The sequence below is a fragment of the Bradyrhizobium sp. 154 genome (assembly GCF_023073875.1).
Lineage (GTDB): Bacteria > Pseudomonadota > Alphaproteobacteria > Rhizobiales > Xanthobacteraceae > Bradyrhizobium.
Window position 1 is genome coordinate 75,963 of sequence record NZ_JADPKG010000094.1, and the last position, 17,902, is coordinate 93,864.

Genomic DNA, 17,902 nt, shown 5'->3' on the forward strand with positions numbered 1-17,902 from the left:
GCTCGTCACGAATGCACGCCATAATGGCGCATGCAATTGACCTCGCGCCTCGAATTGATGAACTGGATCGCCGGCCAGGGCCTTACCAGCCTGCCCGAACCGGAACTGCTGCGTGGCTTCTGCGAGCGCTGCCGCGCCGAGGGGCTGGAACTATCGCGCGGGCTCGTCGTCATCGACACGCTGCATCCGATTTATGAAGGGCGCGGCTTTCGCTGGAGCGACCGGCCGAGCAACGAGAGCGATGCGTTCGAATACGGCTCGACTGCCGAAGGCGATGCAGCCAAGAGCTGGCGCCGCTCGGTCTTCTTCCACATGCTCGAGCACGGCCACGACGAGATGGTGATCGATCTCGCCGACGCGCCGTCGCTGGATTTCTCGCAGATCGGCGAGCTCGCCGAGAAGGGGCACAAGCACTATCTCGCCTTCGTGCATCGCTTCGGCGAGAACGGCGCGCTCGGCCTGATGGATTGCCTCTATTCCTGCTGGACCACGCGTCGTGACAGCGGGTTCTCCGAACCCGAGCTCGAAGCCCTGCGCGATCTGGTGCCGGTGCTGGGGCTCGCGATCAAATCGGCACAGCAGGTCGACATCGCCCGCACGCTCGGCCGCGTCTATCTCGGCCGGGACGCCTCCGAGCAGGTGCTGCGTGGACGTATCTCGCGCGGCGTCACCGAGCGCATCAACGCCGTGCTCTGGTATTCGGACTTGCGTGGCTCGACCGGGATCAGCGAGAGCATCGGTCCCGACGAGATCATTCCGTTCCTCAACGACTATGCGCAAGCCGTGATCGACCCGATCCACGATGCGGGCGGCGACGTGCTGAAGCTGATCGGCGACGGCGTGCTTGCAATGTTCACCGGCGAGGACATGGCGGCGGCGCGCCGCGCCGCGCTACGGGCGGAGCATCTGTTTCGCAAGAACGTCGCGGCGCTGAACGCACGCCGCGCGGCCGACGGTCGTCCCACCACGTCGGCCTATATCGGTCTGCATGTCGGGGAGGTCTTCTACGGCAATATCGGGAGCGAGGACCGGCTCGACTTCACGGTGGTCGGACCGACCGTCAACGAAGTCAGTCGCATCGCCTCGATGAGCCGCTCGGTCGATCGCGAACTGCTGGCGTCCTCGGAATTTTACAAGGGCCTCGACACCGCCGGCCGCCGCTATCTCGTCTCCACCGGCCGTTACGCGCTGCGCGGCATCGGCCGCGCGCAGGATCTCTACACGCTCGATCCCGACGTCGATGTCAGCGAGCCGGTGACGGGGAGCTACGAGCGGTATCTGGCGGGCTAGGTGATTTCACCAGTCATTCCGGGCTCGATGCTCGCATCGCCCCGGAATGACCGGACTTCAGCACCCCGCCACCACTTCGTCCCTCACCATGTCCGGCTGCCGGTCGAGCGCCACCGCCGGTGACAGCAGGATCACCAGGGCCTGTACGCCGAACACTGCCGCTGCGAGATAGAGGCAGGCCTCCGCGCTCCAGAACCCGCCGACGATTGCGCCCAGCGCCGAGCCGAGCGGGCGGGCGCCGTAGCTCATGATGTTGATGGCGGAGACGCGCCCCAGAAGGCGCGGCGGCGTCACCGATTGGCGCAGCGTCGTGGTCGAGATCACCCACAGGATCGGTCCGACGCCGAGCAGGAAGAAGCTCAAGGCCGCAAGCCAGGGCGAGGGGACCAGCACCGTCAGCGCCATCACCAATGCTGCGACGAAGCCCGTGACGGGGCCGAGGCCGACGACGGTGCCGAACGCGACGCGCTGCATCACGCGGGTGGCGACCAGCGCGCCGATTACCATGCCGACGCCGTACATCGTCAGCACGGTGCCGACGCCGGCGGCGGTCAGGCCGAGATGGCGCACCGCGTATGGCACGAACACCGCGATCTGCAAGAACCATCCGGTGTTGAAGATGAATTGGGTGATGAACACCGGCCGCAGCAGCGGATGGTGAAACACGAAGGCCGCGCCTTCGCGGATATCCTGGAACGGATGGCGCCGCGGAGATGCTGCCCGCGCGGGCTCGTAGATGCCGGCAAGCAGCACCACGGCGATAGCCGACAGCGCAGCCGCAAAGCCGAAGGCCGGGCTTGCGCCCCACCAGCCCACGAGCACGCCGCCGAGCGCAGGTCCGCTCGCAAACGCGATGGTGCGCGCGAGCTCGATCCGCGCATTCGCCGCCGGCAGCAGGTCCGAACTCACTAGCGAGGGCACCAGCGCCGGTGCCGCCACACTATAGACGACGGTGCCGCACACCGCGGCAAAACCGAGCAGCGCCAGCAGCGGCAAATCGAGCGTCCCCAGCGCCAGCAGGAGGACGATGGCCGCGAGTGCGGCGGCCCGCACCGCCTCGGCTCCCGCCATTAGCCAACGGCGGGAGATGCGGTCGGCGAGCACGCCGGCAGGAATGGCGAACAGGACGAAGGGCAGGGTGAGGGCGGTCTGCAGCAGGCCGGTCTGGCCTTCGGCGACACCCAGCGTCAGCACCGCGACGATGGGCGCTGCGGCCAGTGCGATCTGCTCGGCCGATTGCGCCGCGAGGTTCGACCAGGCGAGGCGGTTGAAGGTGTCAGGGAGGCGCGGGGGCGTTGACATGGCTCATATCCTGCAAAAGGCGAATTTGCGCCCATGTTCGCCCGCGAGAACCGCCGAACCCACCCGCTTCCCGACAAGGGCCACGGGTCTGTGCTGAGAACCGGTGCGGCTAGATGCAGTTGCAAATGAGTTGCAATAAGAAGCAAGTTGGGTATTCTGCCGGCATGGATGCCCAATCACCCCATCTGACCCGAGACTTGAGCCAAGACGCCGCCGGCTGGCGCACCGATGCGCCCACCACCAAGAGCCTCGCCGAGGTCAATTCCACAATTGCCATTCCGGCCGCCGGCCGCTGGTGGCGGCGGCTGCTGGCGTTCGTCGGTCCGGGCTATCTCGTCTCGGTCGGCTACATGGATCCCGGCAACTGGGCGACCGACCTCGCCGGCGGATCGAAGTTCGGCTACACGCTGCTCTCGGTCATCCTGCTCTCGAATTTGATGGCGATCCTGCTGCAGTCGCTGGCAGCGCGGCTCGGCATCGTCACCGACCGCGACCTCGCGCAGGCCTGCCGCGCGACCTATTCGCCCGTGGTGAACTTCCTGCTCTGGCTTGCCTGCGAGGCGGCGATCATCGCGTGCGACCTCGCCGAAGTCATCGGCACCGCGATCGCGCTGAAGCTGCTGTTCGGCATTCCCCTGATCGGCGGCGCGCTGCTCGCCGCGCTCGACGCTTTCCTGCTGCTGCTCCTGATGAATCGCGGCTTCCGTTTCCTCGAAGCGTTCGTGATCGCGCTGCTTGGCGTCATCGCGGTCTGCTTCGCGGTCCAGATCGTGGCTGCGGCGCCGCCGGTCGCGGAGGTGCTGCGTGGCTTTGTGCCGAAGACCGAGATCTTCACCAATTCCGAGATGCTCTACATCGCGATCGGCATCATCGGCGCAACCGTGATGCCGCATAATCTCTACCTGCACTCCTCGATCGTGCAGACGCGCGCCTATGAGCGCAATGACGCTGGCCGGCGCGAGGCGATCAAATGGGCGACGACGGACTCGACCATCGCCCTGATGCTGGCGCTGTTCATCAATGCCGCCATCCTTATCGTCGCTGCTGCGACCTTCCACAGAAGCGGCCATTCCGACGTCGCCGAGATCGGCCAGGCTTTTGAACTGCTATCGCCGCTGCTCGGTCTCGGCATCGCCTCGACGCTGTTCGCGGTGGCGCTGCTCGCCTCCGGCCTCAATTCAACGGTTACGGCGACGCTCGCCGGCCAGATCGTGATGGAAGGCTTTCTCGATCTGCGTCTGCCGAGCTGGGCGCGCCGCCTGCTCACGCGCGGCATTGCCATCATTCCCGTGATCGTCGTCACCGCGATCTATGGCGAGCGCGGCACGGCCGATTTGCTGGTGTTCAGCCAGGTCGTGCTGTCGATGCAACTGCCATTCGCCGTCATCCCGCTGGTTCGCTTCGTCTCCGACCGCCGCAAGATGGGGAAGTTCGCGATTCCGATGTCAGTCGCCGCGATCGCGTGGATCGTCGCAGGCGTAATCGTTGTTTTGAACGTGAAGCTGCTGGCGGATACGCTGTTCGGGTGAGTGTCCGCCGAATGCACAGCTGTCGTCGCCTGGCTTGACCGCGCGACCCGTACTCGGTGAAGCCTGCGATCGAACGGAGAAGCCGCGGCGCACTGGATGCCTCGCATTCGCGGGCATGACACCAGTGCGCGTCGGCTAAATTAATCCTGCGGCTCGGATGCCACATCCCCCTGCGCGTCGACGCGTAGCCAGCCTGAGGGCGCGAGGCGCTGCTGCGGCAGGAAGCGGGCCTTGTAGTCCATCTTCTTCGAGCCCTCGATCCAGTAGCCGAGATAGACGTAGGGCAGCCCTTGCCGGCGCGCGCGGGCGATGTGGTCGAGGATCATGAAGGTGCCCATCGAGCGGCTGACCTGGCTCGGCTCGAAGAACGAATAGACCATCGACAGCCCGTCGCTGAGCACGTCGGTCAGCGCCACCGCGATCAGTTCCTCGCCGCGGCCGGTGAGGCCGCTGTCGGGGCCGCGCTTGCGGTACTCGATGATGCGGGTCTCGACATGGCTGTCCTCGACCATCATGGCGTAGTCGAGCACGGTCATGTCGGCCATGCCGCCATGGCGATGGCGGGCATCGAGATAGGCGCGGAATATCGAATATTGCTCGGAGGTGGGAACGGCGCTGCGCTGCTCGCCGATGATGTCGGCGTTGCGCGCCAGCACTTTCCTGAAGTTGCGGGACGGCCGGAACTCGTTGGCGACGACCCGCACCGAGACGCAGGCGCGGCACTGGTCGCAGGCGGGACGGTACGCAATCGACTGGCTGCGGCGGAACCCGCCATGGGTCAGGAGATCGTTGAGGTCACCGGCGCGCTCACCCACGAGGTGCGTAAACACCTTGCGCTCATGCCGGCCCGGCAGATAGGGGCACGGGGAGGGCGCCGTGAGGTAAAATTGCGGGGTATCGCGCGAGTGCTGGGTCAAGGGACGTCGTGGGCCTCCGAACTGTGTGTCAGCATCGCGCTACGGAAGCTCCGGGTCAATTGGCCTGCTCGGCAGATCAGATCAGTCAGCTTAGAAGATCCGGGTTGATAGGTCCTTGATCAGGACGTCCTTGCGGCCTGGGGCGCGGGTACGCGGACCGAATTGTTGATCACGACCGTTCCCAAGACGAAATCATGCAGCAGGCGACGGCGGCCGTTGAACAGGCCGACCAGCACCACGAAGGGCGACAGGAACGAGACGGTCACCCAGAACAGCACCGCATGGGTGGCGCCGAGCACGAAGTAGCCGGGCGCGCCGTACCAGGTGCGCAGTTCCAGATCCATCAGGCGCATGCCCACTGTCGCGGAGGAAGGGCCGCCGATGCTGGCGCCGTAATAGACGATGGCCCAGACCACCGAGGCCGGCCAGGCGATCCAGAACAGCGCCCAGCCGATGCCGAGCGTGACCACACCGAACAAGGCGATGAAGATATAGCCGAGGATCACCGGCACCGAGATCACGACCATGTCGACCAGGAAGGCGAACACCCGCCGCGTCGCAACACCGCGGAACAGCTCCGGATGCAGATAGGGATCGTAGGCGTGCGGCTGCACGCCGCTGTCGTTGCGCCAGGCGCCTGAATTGCCCGAGTCCGACATGTCCGTTCTCCCAGCGAACCCCCGTGGCAGGACATGGGAACAGGCCGTTCGCATGCCAAGGGCGCGCTGGGATCAACAAGCGAAAATATTCCGGCAATTCGGCGGCGGAGCGGCGCGGAGGCCGCGCTGGCGCGACGCTTCCGTCGTCCTGGCCAAGACCAGGACAGGTGGCCGGCCTTCGCCGGGACGACATCAAAGAGGCGGTGGGCGTTTATGACCCCTGCGCCCGCAGCTTCTCCGCGACCTTCGGCGCAAAGTAGCTCAGCACACCGTCGGCGCCGGCGCGCTTGAAGGCGAGCAGGCTTTCCATCATCGCGCGCTCGCCGTCGAGCCAGCCGTTATTGGCCGCGGCCGCGATCATCGCGTATTCGCCGGAGACCTGGTAGGCGAAGGTCGGCATCGCAAAAGTATCCTTCACACGGCGGACCACGTCCAGATAAGGCATGCCGGGCTTCACCATCACCATGTCGGCGCCCTCGGCGATGTCGAGCTCGACCTCGCGCAGTGCTTCGTCGCTATTGGCGCTGTCCATCTGGTAGGTGCGCTTGTCGCCGGTGAGTGTCTTGGCCGAGCCGATGGCGTCGCGGAACGGGCCATAGAAGGCGGAAGCGTATTTGGCCGCATAGGCCATGATCTGCACGTCGAGCAGGCCTGAGCAGTCGAGCCCCTCGCGGATCGCGGCGACGCGGCCGTCCATCATGTCCGACGGCGCGATGATGTCGCAGCCGGCTTCGGCCTGCACCAGGGCCTGGCGCACCAGCACCGCGACCGTCTCGTCGTTCAAGATCTTGCCGTCGGAGATCAGGCCGTCATGACCGTGACTGGTGAAGGGATCGAGCGCGACGTCGCAGAGAATGCCGATCTCCGGAAACTCCTTCTTGATCGCGCGCACAGTTTGGCAGACCAGATTGTTCGGGTTGGTCGCTTCCGATCCTTCCTCGTCGCGTAAGGACGGGTCGGTATAGGGAAACAGCGCGATACAGGGGATGGTGAGCTTCATGGCGCGCTCGGCCTCGCGCACCGCCTGGTCGACGCTGAGGCGGTCGACGCCGGGCATGGAGGCGACGGGCTCGCGCTTGTCGCTGCCGTCGATCAGGAACAGCGGCCAGATCAGATCATCCGTGGTGATGGCATTCTCGCGCACCATGCGCCGGGCCCACTCGGCCTTGCGGTTGCGGCGCGGGCGGACGGTCAGATCGAGGGCAGGGGAGGCGCTAGCGCCATCCCGGCGCGAAACCTCGCGCAGTTCGATCGGACGTCCGTATTTGATCGCCATCACTCTTCCTCCGGCTGGAATTATTCTTATACCAGCTCGCATGGTTCCCGTCACCGCGGCTTGACCTGCCGCAAGGGATGGCAGCCGATTGATTTTGCGAGGCGAAGCAGCCAGAAGGGGGCCATGTCCGAGATTTCCACACGCGATGCGGCCCGCGACAGCGCCCGGGACAATGCCAGAGACAGCGCCAGGGATAGCGCGATGTCGGTGGCGGCGATCTCGTCGGAGCGCTCTGCGTCCGATGACAATGTCTGGACGCGCCGGCTCGTGCTGTTCCTGCGTGTGATGGCGCTGCTCTCGATCCTGAAGGGTCTCTATCACTGGGCGCAAGTGACGGGTTTCGTCGGCGGCGACGACGAGGCCTTCGAGAACCAGGCGATGGCCTGGCAGGCCGCAACCGTCTACTTCGCCGTGATCGAGCTCGTCGCAGCAGTTGGTCTCTGGCTGGCGACGCCCTGGGGCGCTGTGGTGTGGCTGACGACCGTGGTGTCGATGGCGGTGATCGAGCTGATGTTTCCCGGCATCTACGGCGGCAGCCTGGTCGTGGTCGGTGTCGAAGCGTTCATGCTCGCCGCCTATCTCGCGCTCGCCTGGATGGCTGCGCGGGAACGACCGCCGTAGCGCGTTTCGCGGAAATGCTCTCGTGCCCGGGCGCAATGCAGCGCGCTGCATTTGCGGCGTAATGCTTGTAGAGCCGCGCCGCATCTTTTTACGGTCCCGATTATGGCATCTGAGTCCCGGCTCTGCGCCCTGCTTCGCGGCGCTTGTCGGGACAAGAGATGTTGCACTTGGTTGACCGTTGGTTGCCTAAAATTTGCGGTAAGTTTTCGTTGACCAGCATTGTTCCGCCACAGCTGTTACGCCCGCGTTTCGAAACGGGGCGCCGCTGTGCTGGAATGCGACAAGGGGGCGGACGGAGGGTGAACAGGACCTTGCGAGGGTCAACAGAGTGTTGCGAAAAGTGCTTGTAGTACAGGCTTAATCCGCAATTCACTGTCTTAAATTCATGATCTCTTTATTCTCTTATTTAAGCCGTTCTTCAAACGAGCCCCTTAAGTTGCACCTATCAGGCGGGACACAAGTTTCGTCGAATAAGTGTCGATAAAAACGACAACAGGGGAAGTGTCATGATGAAAGCCGTCGCAACTGCGGCAGATACCGCAGAGCGCGTCTCCGGCCAGCAGGGTTCGGTGCAGTCGCTCTATCTGGAAGCTTTGACTCTGGTGGAGCGGCTGCATCGCCGGCTCCTCGACGTGATCAAGGACGAGTTCGATCGCCGCGGCCGTGCGGACATCAACTCGGTCCAGGCGCTCTTGCTCTACAACATCGGTGACAAGGAGCTGACCGCGGGCGAGCTGCGCACGCGCGGTTACTATCTCGGCTCCAACGTCTCCTACAATCTGAAGAAGCTCGTCGAGCTCGGTTTCCTCGATCATCAGCGGTCGCGCGTTGATCGCCGCTCGGTGCGCATCCGCCTGACCCCGCAGGGCCAGGAAGTCCGCCGCATAGTCGATGCGCTCTACCAGAAGCACGTCAAGACGGTGGAGCAGGTCGGCGGCATCTCGGGCGAGGAGTTCTCGACCCTCAACAAGTCGCTGCACCGCCTCGAGCGGTTCTGGACCGACCAGATCCTGTATCGGCTCTGAGTTCCAAGGGATTAAGGCCAAGCCGGCCCCAAACAAGACCGGCAAACCGCCCGAACGTGCCTCAACTTCCCCAGAGCGCCGGCCCGGATTCGTCCGGACCGGTGCGCTTTACTTTTTGCGCTGCGAAGAAAATGTCTCGCCGTGAGGAACCAGTTCCGGGCTCGGCGCTTATCTCCTTCGGATCGGAGAAACGTCGATGCTGGTCGAGCGTGGGCTTCAGGCGCTGAACGTGGAACTTGTGAGCGAAGCCTACGCCATTGCCGCCAACTACCTTCGCCGCTCCGGCGCGATCCCAGATTCCCTCGTCACCGACGAGCGCCTGCTCGGGATCATCGTCAAGCTGCTCCAGCAGGGCGAATTCAACAAGATCAGGCTCGCCAACAAGGCGATCACCAGGTTTGAGATGCAGTCCGAGGCTCGAGCGGTTGCCTGATCAAAACTCCCAAAATTCGAGAGAACCAGAGGGTGCCATGGAAGCCGCCATCGACCGCATCATGCAGACCTATGACCTGCTCGCCAACCGCACCGCGGCGGCAAGCGAGGAGGCACGGGCCAAGGTCACGAACTATCTCAATACTTTGATGGAGGCCGGCGAGAAGGACCCGCACCGCTTGACGGTCTGCGGCCTGACTTATCTGCGGCAGCTCGACGGCAGCGTGGACCCCGTGAAAGCGGGGTATACCGGGCTCTAAAACGACGCCGGCTGCGGCCGCCGGCCGTTGGCGCGACGTGCGGTCCAAAGTGGTCCTGTCCGGACATTCGCGGAGGAGCGGTTCTATGAAACCGCTCCAATGCCGAAAACCTCCAATCCCCACCATATCTTGCACAAATCTCAGGCCCGACCCGCAAATGCTTGGCCGGGAGCGGGCAATGTGGTAGATCGCGCATTGCTTCCGACCGCCACACCAGACCCGCCCGTAGCCCGCCAACAGGCTGCGGCGGTGGAGATATTCGCAAGATGACCTCAGCCAAAACCGCTTCCGCGCCCGATTCGTTTTTCACCGCCTCGCTCGAGCAGGCCGACCCGGACATCGCCGCCGCCATCAAGGGCGAGCTGGGCCGGCAGCGCCATGAGGTCGAGCTGATCGCCTCCGAGAACATCGTCAGCCGGGCCGTGCTGGAAGCGCAGGGTTCGGTGATGACCAACAAATATGCGGAAGGCTATCCGGGCGCGCGCTACTACGGCGGTTGTGAGTGGGTCGACGTCGCCGAAAACCTTGCGATCGATCGCGCCAAGAAGCTGTTCGGCGCCAACTTTGCCAACGTGCAACCGAACTCTGGCAGCCAGATGAATCAGGCGGTGTTCCTGGCGCTGCTCCAGCCGGGCGACACCTTCATGGGACTTGATCTTGCGGCCGGCGGCCATCTCACCCACGGCTCGCCCGTCAACATGAGCGGCAAGTGGTTCAAGGCCGCGCACTACACCGTGCGCCGCGAGGACCAGATCATCGACATGGACGCGGTCGCCAAGCAGGCCGAAGAGGTCAAGCCGAAGCTGATCGTCGCGGGCGGCTCGGCCTATTCTCGCGCCTGGGACTTCAAGCGTTTCCGCGAGATCGCCGATAGTGTCGGCGCGTATCTGCTGGTCGACATGGCTCACTTCGCCGGCCTCGTCGCCGGCGGCGTGCACGCCTCGCCGGTGCCCTATGCCCACGTCACCACCACCACGACGCACAAATCGCTGCGCGGTCCGCGTGGCGGCCTGATGCTCTGGAACGACGAGACGCTGACCAAGAAGCTAAACGGGGCGATTTTCCCGGGCCTGCAGGGAGGTCCCCTGATGCATGTGATCGCGGCGAAGGCGGTCGCCTTCGGCGAAGCGCTGCGTCCGGACTTCAAGGTCTACGCCAAGAACGTCGTCGAGAATGCCAAGGCGCTGGCCGAGGCGATGAAGAGCCATGGGTTCGATATTGTCTCGGGCGGCACCGACAACCATCTGATGCTCGTTGACCTCAGGCCGAAGGGCCTGAAGGGCAACGTCTCGGAGAAGGCGCTGGTCCGCGCCGCCATCACCTGCAACAAGAACGGCATTCCGTTCGATCCCGAAAAGCCGTTCGTCACCTCCGGCCTCCGCCTCGGCACTCCGGCCGCGACCACCCGCGGTTTCGGTGTCGCCGAATTCCAGCAGGTCGGCGGCATGATCGCCGAAGTGCTCAACGCGATCGCACAATCCGACGACGGCAAGGCGCCGCTCGTGGAAGCGGCGATCAAGGAACGGGTCAAGGCGCTCACCGACCGGTTCCCGATCTACCAGTAAGGTCAAGGTACACGGATGCGCTGCCCGAACTGCAACAGTCTCGATACGCAGGTAAAGGACTCGCGTCCGACCGAGGATTCGTCCGTCATCCGCAGGCGGCGCGTGTGCGTCGCCTGCAATTTCCGCTTCACCACCTTCGAGCGCGTGCAGCTGCGCGAGCTCACAGTGATCAAGCGCAACGGCCGCCGCGTGCCGTTCGACCGCGACAAGCTGATGCGCTCGGTGCAGATCTCACTGCGCAAGCGGCAGGTCGAGCCGGAACGGGTGGAGAAGATGGTCTCCACCATCGTGCGCGAGCTCGAGACCGGCGGCGAGGCGGAGATCTCCTCCGAGGTGATCGGCGAGACCGTGATGGAGCATCTGCGCACGCTCGACGACGTCGCCTATGTGCGCTTTGCTTCCGTCTACCGCAATTTCCGCGAGGCCAAGGATTTCGCCGACGTGCTCGGCGAGCTCTCCGGTGAGGAGGAAGCGCGGCTCGCCGCGATCCGCAAATGATCTTCCGCATCCTGGAAGATCAGTTCGCGCAGAAGGCCCGTGAGGCCAAGGATGCGGATCTCCGCTTCATGCAGCTTGCGCTGGCGCTTGGGCGCCGCGGGCAGGGCCGCACCTGGCCTAATCCGGCCGTGGGCGCGGTCATCGTCAAGGACGGCGTGATCGTCGGTCGCGGCTGGACACAGCCTGGCGGGCGGCCGCATGGCGAGCCCGAAGCCTTGCGGCGGGCAGGCGAAGCGGCGCTCGGCGCCACGCTTTACGTCACACTGGAGCCGTGCTCGCATTTCGGCAAGTCGCCGCCTTGCGCCGATGCGGTGATCGCCGCCGGGATCGCGCGGGTCGTGGCGGCGATCGAGGATCCCAATCCTGAAGTCGGCGGCCAGGGTCATGCGCGCTTGCGGGCAGCCGGCATAACGGTGGACGTCGGTCTCTGCGCGGCAGAGGCTGCGTTCGATCACGCCGGGCATTTCCGTCGCATCCGGGACAAGCGTCCGCACGTGATCCTGAAGCTTGCGGTCTCGCCTGACGACAAGATCGGTGCGGCCGGCGGCAAGCCGGTCGCGATCACCGGCGAGGCGGTGCGCAATCGCGTGCACCTCTTGCGCGCTCAGAGCGATGCCATCCTGGTCGGCATCGGCACGGTGCTGGCGGACGATCCGATGCTCACCTGCCGCCTGCCGGGCATGGGGGCGCGCTCGCCGGTGCGGGTCGTGCTCGATCAGAGCCTGCGCATTCCCGGCGCGAGCAAGCTTGTCCGCACTGCGCGAGAAACACCGCTCTGGGTGGTGAGTTCTGAACTCGCCGAAGCCGCAGCCGCCACACGGCTTGGCGCGGCCGGTGCGCAAATGTTGCGTGTGCCGTCGGTCGGTGCATCAGGACTCGATCTCACGGCCGTGCTGCATGCGCTGGCTGAGAAAGGCATCACGCGGCTGATGGTCGAAGGCGGCAGCCGTGTCGCCGCGTCCTTCGTCGCGGCCGACCTCGCCGACGAAATCTGGCTGTTCCGCGGCACGGAAGAGGTGGGCTCTGGCGGCGTCGATGCGCTCGATGCATTGCCCCTGTCGAAAATCACGCAGTCGCGGGCCTACAAGGTTCATGCTAGCGAGACATTCGACAAGGATACTCTCACCGTTTACGAGCGCTCGTAATGTTCACTGGCATTGTCACCGATATCGGCGAGATCGTCAGTTTCACGCCGACGGCGCAGGGGCAGCTGCACCGTCTGCGCATCGCCTGCAATTATGATCGCGCCACCATCGCCGATGGCGCCTCGATCGCCTGCAACGGCGTCTGCCTCACCGTGGTCGCCTCCGGCGTTCAGGCGGGCAAGACGTGGTTCGACGTCGATGCCGCCGCCGAGACGCTGGCGCTGACGACCGCAAAACACTGGAAGGTCGGCACACGGCTGAACCTCGAGCGGGCGCTGAAGATCGGCGACGAGCTCGGCGGTCATATCGTCGCCGGCCATGCCGACGGTGTCGCGACGCTGCTCAGCCGCGAGGACCTGCCCGAGATGGCGAGGTTCGAGCTCTCGACGACGCGCGAGCTGGCGCGCTTCATCGCCACCAAGGGCTCGATCACGCTCGACGGAGTCTCGCTGACCGTCAATACAGTGAAGGACGTGACCTTTTCGGTGCTTATCATCCCGCACACGCTGACGGTGACGACGATCGGCGGCTGGAAAGCGGGGGACGAGGTCAATATCGAGGTCGATCTGATGGCTCGCTACGCGGCGCGGCTGACGGAAATGACGGCGTAGCCGTCATTCCGGGGCGATGCGTTAGCATCGAACCCGGAATCTCGAGATTCCGGGTTCGGCTCTTCGAGCCGCCCCGGAATGACCATGTCTTTAGAACTTGGCTTACCTGCTTCCGGCGACTACATAGCGCCGACCCTTTCGAAACGGATTGAACGATGGCAGACGCGCGGCGCGCACCCCTGAAAGACCAGACCGACATTTCCGGCGCCCGCGCGCTGATTGTCGAAGCGCGGTTCTATGACGATCTCCAGGACGCGCTTCTCGACGGCGCAATCGCCGAGCTGAAGGCGGCCGGCCTGACGCATGACGTCATCACGGTTCCCGGCGCGCTGGAAATTCCGGCGGCGGTCGCCATCGCGGTCGACGCGGCTGCGGCGAACGGCAAGCCCTATGACGCAGTGATCGCGCTCGGCTGCGTCATCCGCGGCGACACCATTCATTTCGAGATCGTCTCGCAGGAATCCTCGCGCGCGCTGATGGATCTTGCCGTGGCGCGAAAGCTGCCGCTCGGCAACGGCATTCTCACCGTCAACACCGAAGCGCAGGCCTGGGCGCGGGCACGCGCCAGCGAGCTCAACAAAGGCGGCGATGCCGCACGTGCCGCGCTTGCGATGCTGCGCATCAAACGCCGTCTGGCGCAGGCCTGAGCCATGGCCGACAACAACAAAAAGCCGGCGGGTGCTCCGGAGAAGAAGGCGAACCGCCGCGGCGCGGCGCGGCTCGCCGCCGTCCAGGCGCTCTACCAGATGGACATCGCCGGTGCGGGCATCAACGACATTTTTGCGGAGTTCGAGAGCCACTGGCTCGGCAACGAGGTCGAGGGCGATACGTACCTTCCGGCGGAGGCCGCCTTCTTCCGCGACGTCGTCTCCGGCGTCGTGCGCGACCAGAAGAAGCTCGATCCGCTGATCGACGAGGCGCTGTCGAAGGGCTGGCCCCTGAAGCGGATCGAGGCGATCCTGCGTGCAGTGCTGCGGGCCGGGGCCTATGAGCTCCAGCACCGCAAGGACGTCCCGGGCCGCGTCGTGGTCTCCGAATATGTCGACGTCGCCAACGCTTTCGTCGACCGCGAGGAGACCGGCATGGTCAACGCAGTCCTCGACCAGATCGGCCGCCAGTTTCGCGGTGACGAGTTCGGGCGTGGGTAGCGATACCCTGGGGTGGTGAAGTGATGCGATATGATTGCCCCATATACCGGCGTCATCACCGGCGAATCCAGTACGCCGCGGCCTATCGATGTCGCCCGACCGTCTCTGGAATACCGGATCGCCCGGTGGCTTTTTTGATGACGCGCTTCGCGCTTTTCCCGGGCGATGACAGAGAGGGGTGAGGCTGGCGCCGATGGCAGACACGCAAAATCTCTCTGGCGAAGACTCCCTTATCGCGCGTTATTTCAAGCCGCTGGCGATCGATCCCGGCGCGTTCGGACTGGTCGACGATGCCGCGATCCTGAGATCGGCTGGCGAGGACATCGTCGTCACCACCGACGCGGTGGTGGAGGGCGTGCATTATCTTGCCATTGATCCCCCTGACACCATCGCGCGCAAGGCGCTGCGGGTGAACCTGTCCGATCTCGCGGCCAAGGGCGCGGTCCCAGCCGGATTCGTGCTGACGCTGGCATTGCGCAACAGGGAGGATGCCTGGCTGCGGCCGTTTGCGGATGCGCTCGGCGAGGACGCCAAGAGCTTCGCGTGCCCGCTGCTCGGCGGCGACACGGTGTCGACGCCGGGGCCGCAGATGATCTCGATCACCGCCTTCGGCCGCGTCCCGCAAGGACGAATGGTCGGTCGCATCGGCGCGCGGCCGGGCGAGCGCATTCTGGTGACGGGAACGATCGGCGATGCCGCGCTCGGCCTCGACGTGCTCACCGGCGGCGCTGCGGCCGGCGCGCTGACATCCGATCCCGCCGCACGGGATTTTCTGGTCTCGCGCTATCGCGTGCCGCGGCCGCGCAACGCGCTGGCGCAGGCCGTGCGCGATCACGCAACCGCCGCGATGGATGTCTCCGACGGGCTTGCGGGCGATCTCGCCAAACTTTGCGCAGCGTCCGGTGTCTCGGCCACCGTCGACGTGGCGAACGTACCGCTATCGGCTGCGGCAGCTGGCCTGGTCGCGCGGATGGCCGTTGGCATCCAGACGCTACTGGCCGGTGGCGACGATTACGAGGTGCTGTGCACCGCGCCGCCGGCGCAAAGCGATGCGCTGATCGCCTCGGGGCGGGCGGCTGGCCTTGCCGTCACGGCGATCGGCACGATTGTTGCGGGCCAAGAGCCGCCGCGCTTCCTTGATGGGCAGGGGCAGGAATTGACTTTGAAGCGCCTTTCGTACAGCCATTTCTAGGAATCGCTCCAAGCCGGCGCCAGACGCTCAGGGCCTGGCCTAAATACCTGCCGAGATCGGCTGTTTCGGCCTTATCCGGCGTTGCACCCTCAATTTGATTTTGGCAAGCTCGCAACCGACTGGGGCCGCCCCTTCGGGCAAGGGCGGCTTTGTTCAAAATCAAGGCGCCGCACCGCACGACGGAGAACAAAAGGCGCCGGGGGTACATCAAGGATCTGAGGCAAAAAATCACATGACAGCATTATGGTTGATAGTACTCTGCGGAGTGCTTTCCGTCGTCTACGCGATTTGGGCGACGTCTTCGGTGTTGAGCGCGGATGCGGGGTCGCCGCGCATGCAGGAGATCGCAGGAGCGGTGCGCGAAGGTGCACAGGCGTATCTGCGGCGCCAGTACACCACGATCGGTCTCGTCGGCATCGTCATCTTCGTGCTGCTTGCCTATTTCCTTGGGGTTTATGTCGCGATCGGTTTTGCCATCGGCGCCATCCTGTCGGGGGCGGCCGGCTTCATTGGCATGAACGTCTCGGTCCGCGCCAATGTGCGCACTGCCCAGGCCGCGACGACCTCGCTCGCCGGCGGCCTGGAGCTCGCCTTCAAGGCGGGCGCCATCACTGGCCTTCTGGTCGCCGGTCTCGCCCTGCTGGGCGTGACCCTCTATTTCGCCTTCCTGGTCCACTCGCTGAAGCTCGCGCCTGACAGCCGTGTCGTCGTCGACGCTCTGGTGGCGCTCGGCTTCGGCGCCTCGCTGATCTCGATCTTCGCTCGTCTTGGCGGCGGTATCTTCACCAAGGGGGCCGACGTCGGCGGCGACCTCGTCGGCAAGGTCGAGGCCGGCATCCCCGAGGATGACCCGCGCAACCCCGCCACGATCGCCGACAATGTCGGCGACAATGTCGGTGACTGCGCCGGCATGGCCGCCGACCTGTTCGAGACCTATGCGGTGACCGCGGTCGCCACCATGGTCTTGGCGGCGATCTTCTTCGCAAAGACGCCGATCCTCGCCAACATGATGACGCTGCCGCTCGCGATCGGCGGCATCTGCATCATCACCTCGATCATCGGCACCTTCTTCGTCAAGCTCGGGCCAAGCCAGTCGATCATGGGCGCGCTCTACAAGGGCCTGATCGCGACCGGCATCCTGTCCCTGATAGGCATCGCGCTGGTGATCTACTACTTGATCGGCTTCGGCAAGCTCGACGGCGTCGACTACACCGGCATGGCTCTGTTCGAATGCGGCGTGGTCGGCCTCGTCGTCACGGCGCTGATCATCTGGATCACCGAATACTACACCGGCACCGATTATCGACCGGTGAAGTCGATCGCCCAGGCCTCGGTGACCGGCCACGGCACCAACGTGATCCAGGGCCTCGCCGTCTCGATGGAAGCGACCGCGCTGCCCGCGATCGTCATCATCGCGGGCATCCTGGTCACCTACAGCCTCGCCGGGCTGTTCGGCATCGCGATCGCGACCGCCACCATGCTGGCGCTGGCCGGCATGATCGTCGCGCTCGACGCATTCGGTCCGGTCACCGACAATGCCGGTGGCATTGCCGAGATGGCGGGCCTGCCGAAGGAGGTGCGCAAGTCGACCGACGCGCTCGACGCGGTCGGCAACACCACCAAGGCGGTGACGAAGGGCTACGCGATCGGCTCGGCCGGTCTCGGTGCGCTGGTGCTGTTCGCGGCCTACAACCAGGACCTCAAGTTCTTCGTTGCCGACTCCGCGCGCCATCCCTACTTCGCCGGCGTCAATCCGGACTTCTCGCTCAACAATCCCTACGTGGTGGTGGGCCTGTTGTTCGGCGGCCTCTTGCCGTATCTGTTCGGCGCGATGGGCATGACGGCCGTCGGCCGTGCGGCCGGCGCGATCGTGGAAGAGGTGCGCCGGCAGTTCCGCGAGAAGCCCGGCATCATGCAGGGCACCGACAAGCCGGACTACGGCAAGGCGGTGGATCTGCTCACGAAAGCGGCGATCAAGGAGATGATCATCCCCTCGCTGCTGCCGGTGCTGTCGCCCATCGTCGTCTACTTCCTGATCTACGCGATCGCGGGCGGAGGTGCGGCCGGCAAGTCGGCGGCGTTCTCGGCGGTGGGCGCGATGCTGCTCGGCGTAATCGTGACGGGCCTGTTCGTCGCGATCTCCATGACCTCGGGCGGCGGCGCCTGGGACAACGCCAAGAAGTACATCGAGGACGGCCATTTCGGCGGCAAGGGCAGTGATGCCCACAAGTCGGCGGTGACCGGCGACACTGTCGGCGATCCCTACAAGGATACGGCCGGCCCCGCGGTGAACCCGATGATCAAGATCACGAACATCGTGGCCTTGCTGCTGCTGGCGATCTTGGCGCATTGAGCGGCGGAAGTGGAACGAGACAAAACCCCGCGGCGCGAGCCGCGGGGTTTTCTTTCTCATTGTCATTCCGGGGCGGTCC

At 65.0% G+C, this 17,902-nt stretch carries 18 protein-coding genes; 14 read left to right on the plus strand and 4 right to left on the minus strand.

The window, feature by feature from the left end:
• Positions 1–30 precede the first annotated feature (30 nt).
• Positions 31–1,290 carry an adenylate/guanylate cyclase domain-containing protein gene (locus IVA92_RS21705; protein ID WP_247277058.1) on the plus strand — a complete coding sequence of 420 codons (1,260 nt, stop codon included), beginning with the start codon at positions 31–33 and terminating at the stop codon, positions 1,288–1,290.
• Positions 1,291–1,347: 57 nt separating this feature from the next.
• On the opposite strand, the gene IVA92_RS21710 is transcribed toward IVA92_RS21705, so the two are convergent.
• Positions 1,348–2,592, minus strand: a complete 1,245-nt coding sequence (locus IVA92_RS21710; RefSeq protein ID WP_247277059.1) for an MFS transporter — start codon at positions 2,590–2,592, stop codon at positions 1,348–1,350.
• Positions 2,593–2,756: 164 nt separating this feature from the next.
• On the opposite strand from IVA92_RS21710, the gene IVA92_RS21715 reads away from it, so the two are divergent.
• Complete coding sequence (locus IVA92_RS21715) at positions 2,757–4,121, plus strand: Nramp family divalent metal transporter (RefSeq protein ID WP_247277060.1); 1,365 nt, start codon at positions 2,757–2,759, stop codon at positions 4,119–4,121.
• Between the two features lie 140 nt (positions 4,122–4,261).
• Here IVA92_RS21715 and IVA92_RS21720 read toward each other — a convergent pair whose 3' ends face one another.
• The 3 genes from IVA92_RS21720 to hemB all read right to left on the minus strand — a co-directional run bounded on the left by IVA92_RS21720 (position 4,262) and on the right by hemB (position 6,973).
• The gene (locus IVA92_RS21720) at positions 4,262–5,038 is read right to left on the minus strand and encodes an arginyltransferase (RefSeq protein ID WP_247277061.1); all 777 of its coding nucleotides are present in this window, start codon (positions 5,036–5,038) and stop codon (positions 4,262–4,264) included.
• 119 nt (positions 5,039–5,157) lie between these two features.
• The gene (locus IVA92_RS21725) at positions 5,158–5,697 is read right to left on the minus strand and encodes an RDD family protein (protein ID WP_247277062.1); all 540 of its coding nucleotides are present in this window, start codon (positions 5,695–5,697) and stop codon (positions 5,158–5,160) included.
• Between the two features lie 211 nt (positions 5,698–5,908).
• On the minus strand, positions 5,909–6,973 hold the full coding sequence (gene hemB / locus IVA92_RS21730; RefSeq protein ID WP_247277063.1) for a porphobilinogen synthase: 1,065 nt from the start codon (positions 6,971–6,973) through the stop codon (positions 5,909–5,911).
• A 123-nt stretch (positions 6,974–7,096) separates the two neighbouring features.
• Here hemB and IVA92_RS21735 point away from each other — a divergent pair, with 123 nt between their 5' ends.
• The 12 genes from IVA92_RS21735 (at position 7,097) to IVA92_RS21790 (ending at position 17,823) form a co-directional block, all read left to right on the plus strand.
• Positions 7,097–7,594, plus strand: a complete 498-nt coding sequence (locus tag IVA92_RS21735; protein ID WP_247277064.1) for a DUF6163 family protein — start codon at positions 7,097–7,099, stop codon at positions 7,592–7,594.
• 506 nt (positions 7,595–8,100) lie between these two features.
• Positions 8,101–8,619: a MarR family winged helix-turn-helix transcriptional regulator gene (locus IVA92_RS21740; protein ID WP_018320040.1), complete on the plus strand. Its 519-nt coding sequence runs from the start codon at positions 8,101–8,103 to the stop codon at positions 8,617–8,619.
• A 196-nt stretch (positions 8,620–8,815) separates the two neighbouring features.
• Positions 8,816–9,052: a hypothetical protein gene (locus IVA92_RS21745; protein ID WP_247277065.1), complete on the plus strand. Its 237-nt coding sequence runs from the start codon at positions 8,816–8,818 to the stop codon at positions 9,050–9,052.
• 37 nt (positions 9,053–9,089) lie between these two features.
• Positions 9,090–9,311, plus strand: a complete 222-nt coding sequence (locus IVA92_RS21750; protein WP_014494771.1) for a hypothetical protein — start codon at positions 9,090–9,092, stop codon at positions 9,309–9,311.
• 266 nt (positions 9,312–9,577) lie between these two features.
• On the plus strand, positions 9,578–10,876 hold the full coding sequence (gene glyA / locus IVA92_RS21755) for a serine hydroxymethyltransferase (protein ID WP_247277066.1): 1,299 nt from the start codon (positions 9,578–9,580) through the stop codon (positions 10,874–10,876).
• Positions 10,877–10,891: 15 nt separating this feature from the next.
• On the plus strand, positions 10,892–11,374 hold the full coding sequence (gene nrdR / locus IVA92_RS21760) for a transcriptional regulator NrdR (protein WP_011087793.1): 483 nt from the start codon (positions 10,892–10,894) through the stop codon (positions 11,372–11,374).
• Positions 11,371–12,519: a bifunctional diaminohydroxyphosphoribosylaminopyrimidine deaminase/5-amino-6-(5-phosphoribosylamino)uracil reductase RibD gene (ribD, locus tag IVA92_RS21765; protein WP_247277067.1), complete on the plus strand. Its 1,149-nt coding sequence runs from the start codon at positions 11,371–11,373 to the stop codon at positions 12,517–12,519. The genes nrdR and ribD overlap by 4 nt, the downstream gene beginning before the upstream one ends.
• Positions 12,519–13,130, plus strand: a complete 612-nt coding sequence (locus tag IVA92_RS21770; protein ID WP_247277068.1) for a riboflavin synthase — start codon at positions 12,519–12,521, stop codon at positions 13,128–13,130. The genes ribD and IVA92_RS21770 overlap by 1 nt, the downstream gene beginning before the upstream one ends.
• 155 nt (positions 13,131–13,285) lie before the next feature.
• A complete protein-coding gene (gene ribH / locus IVA92_RS21775; protein WP_247277069.1) occupies positions 13,286–13,777 on the plus strand; it encodes a 6,7-dimethyl-8-ribityllumazine synthase in 492 nt (163 codons plus the stop codon).
• A gap of 3 nt (positions 13,778–13,780) precedes the next feature.
• On the plus strand, positions 13,781–14,278 hold the full coding sequence (nusB, locus tag IVA92_RS21780; RefSeq protein WP_027548253.1) for a transcription antitermination factor NusB: 498 nt from the start codon (positions 13,781–13,783) through the stop codon (positions 14,276–14,278).
• Between the two features lie 193 nt (positions 14,279–14,471).
• Positions 14,472–15,470: a thiamine-phosphate kinase gene (thiL, locus tag IVA92_RS21785; protein ID WP_247277070.1), complete on the plus strand. Its 999-nt coding sequence runs from the start codon at positions 14,472–14,474 to the stop codon at positions 15,468–15,470.
• 232 nt (positions 15,471–15,702) lie between these two features.
• Entirely contained in the window at positions 15,703–17,823 is a 2,121-nt protein-coding gene (locus IVA92_RS21790) for a sodium-translocating pyrophosphatase (RefSeq protein WP_247277071.1), read from the plus strand.
• The last annotated feature ends 79 nt before the right edge of the window (positions 17,824–17,902 follow it).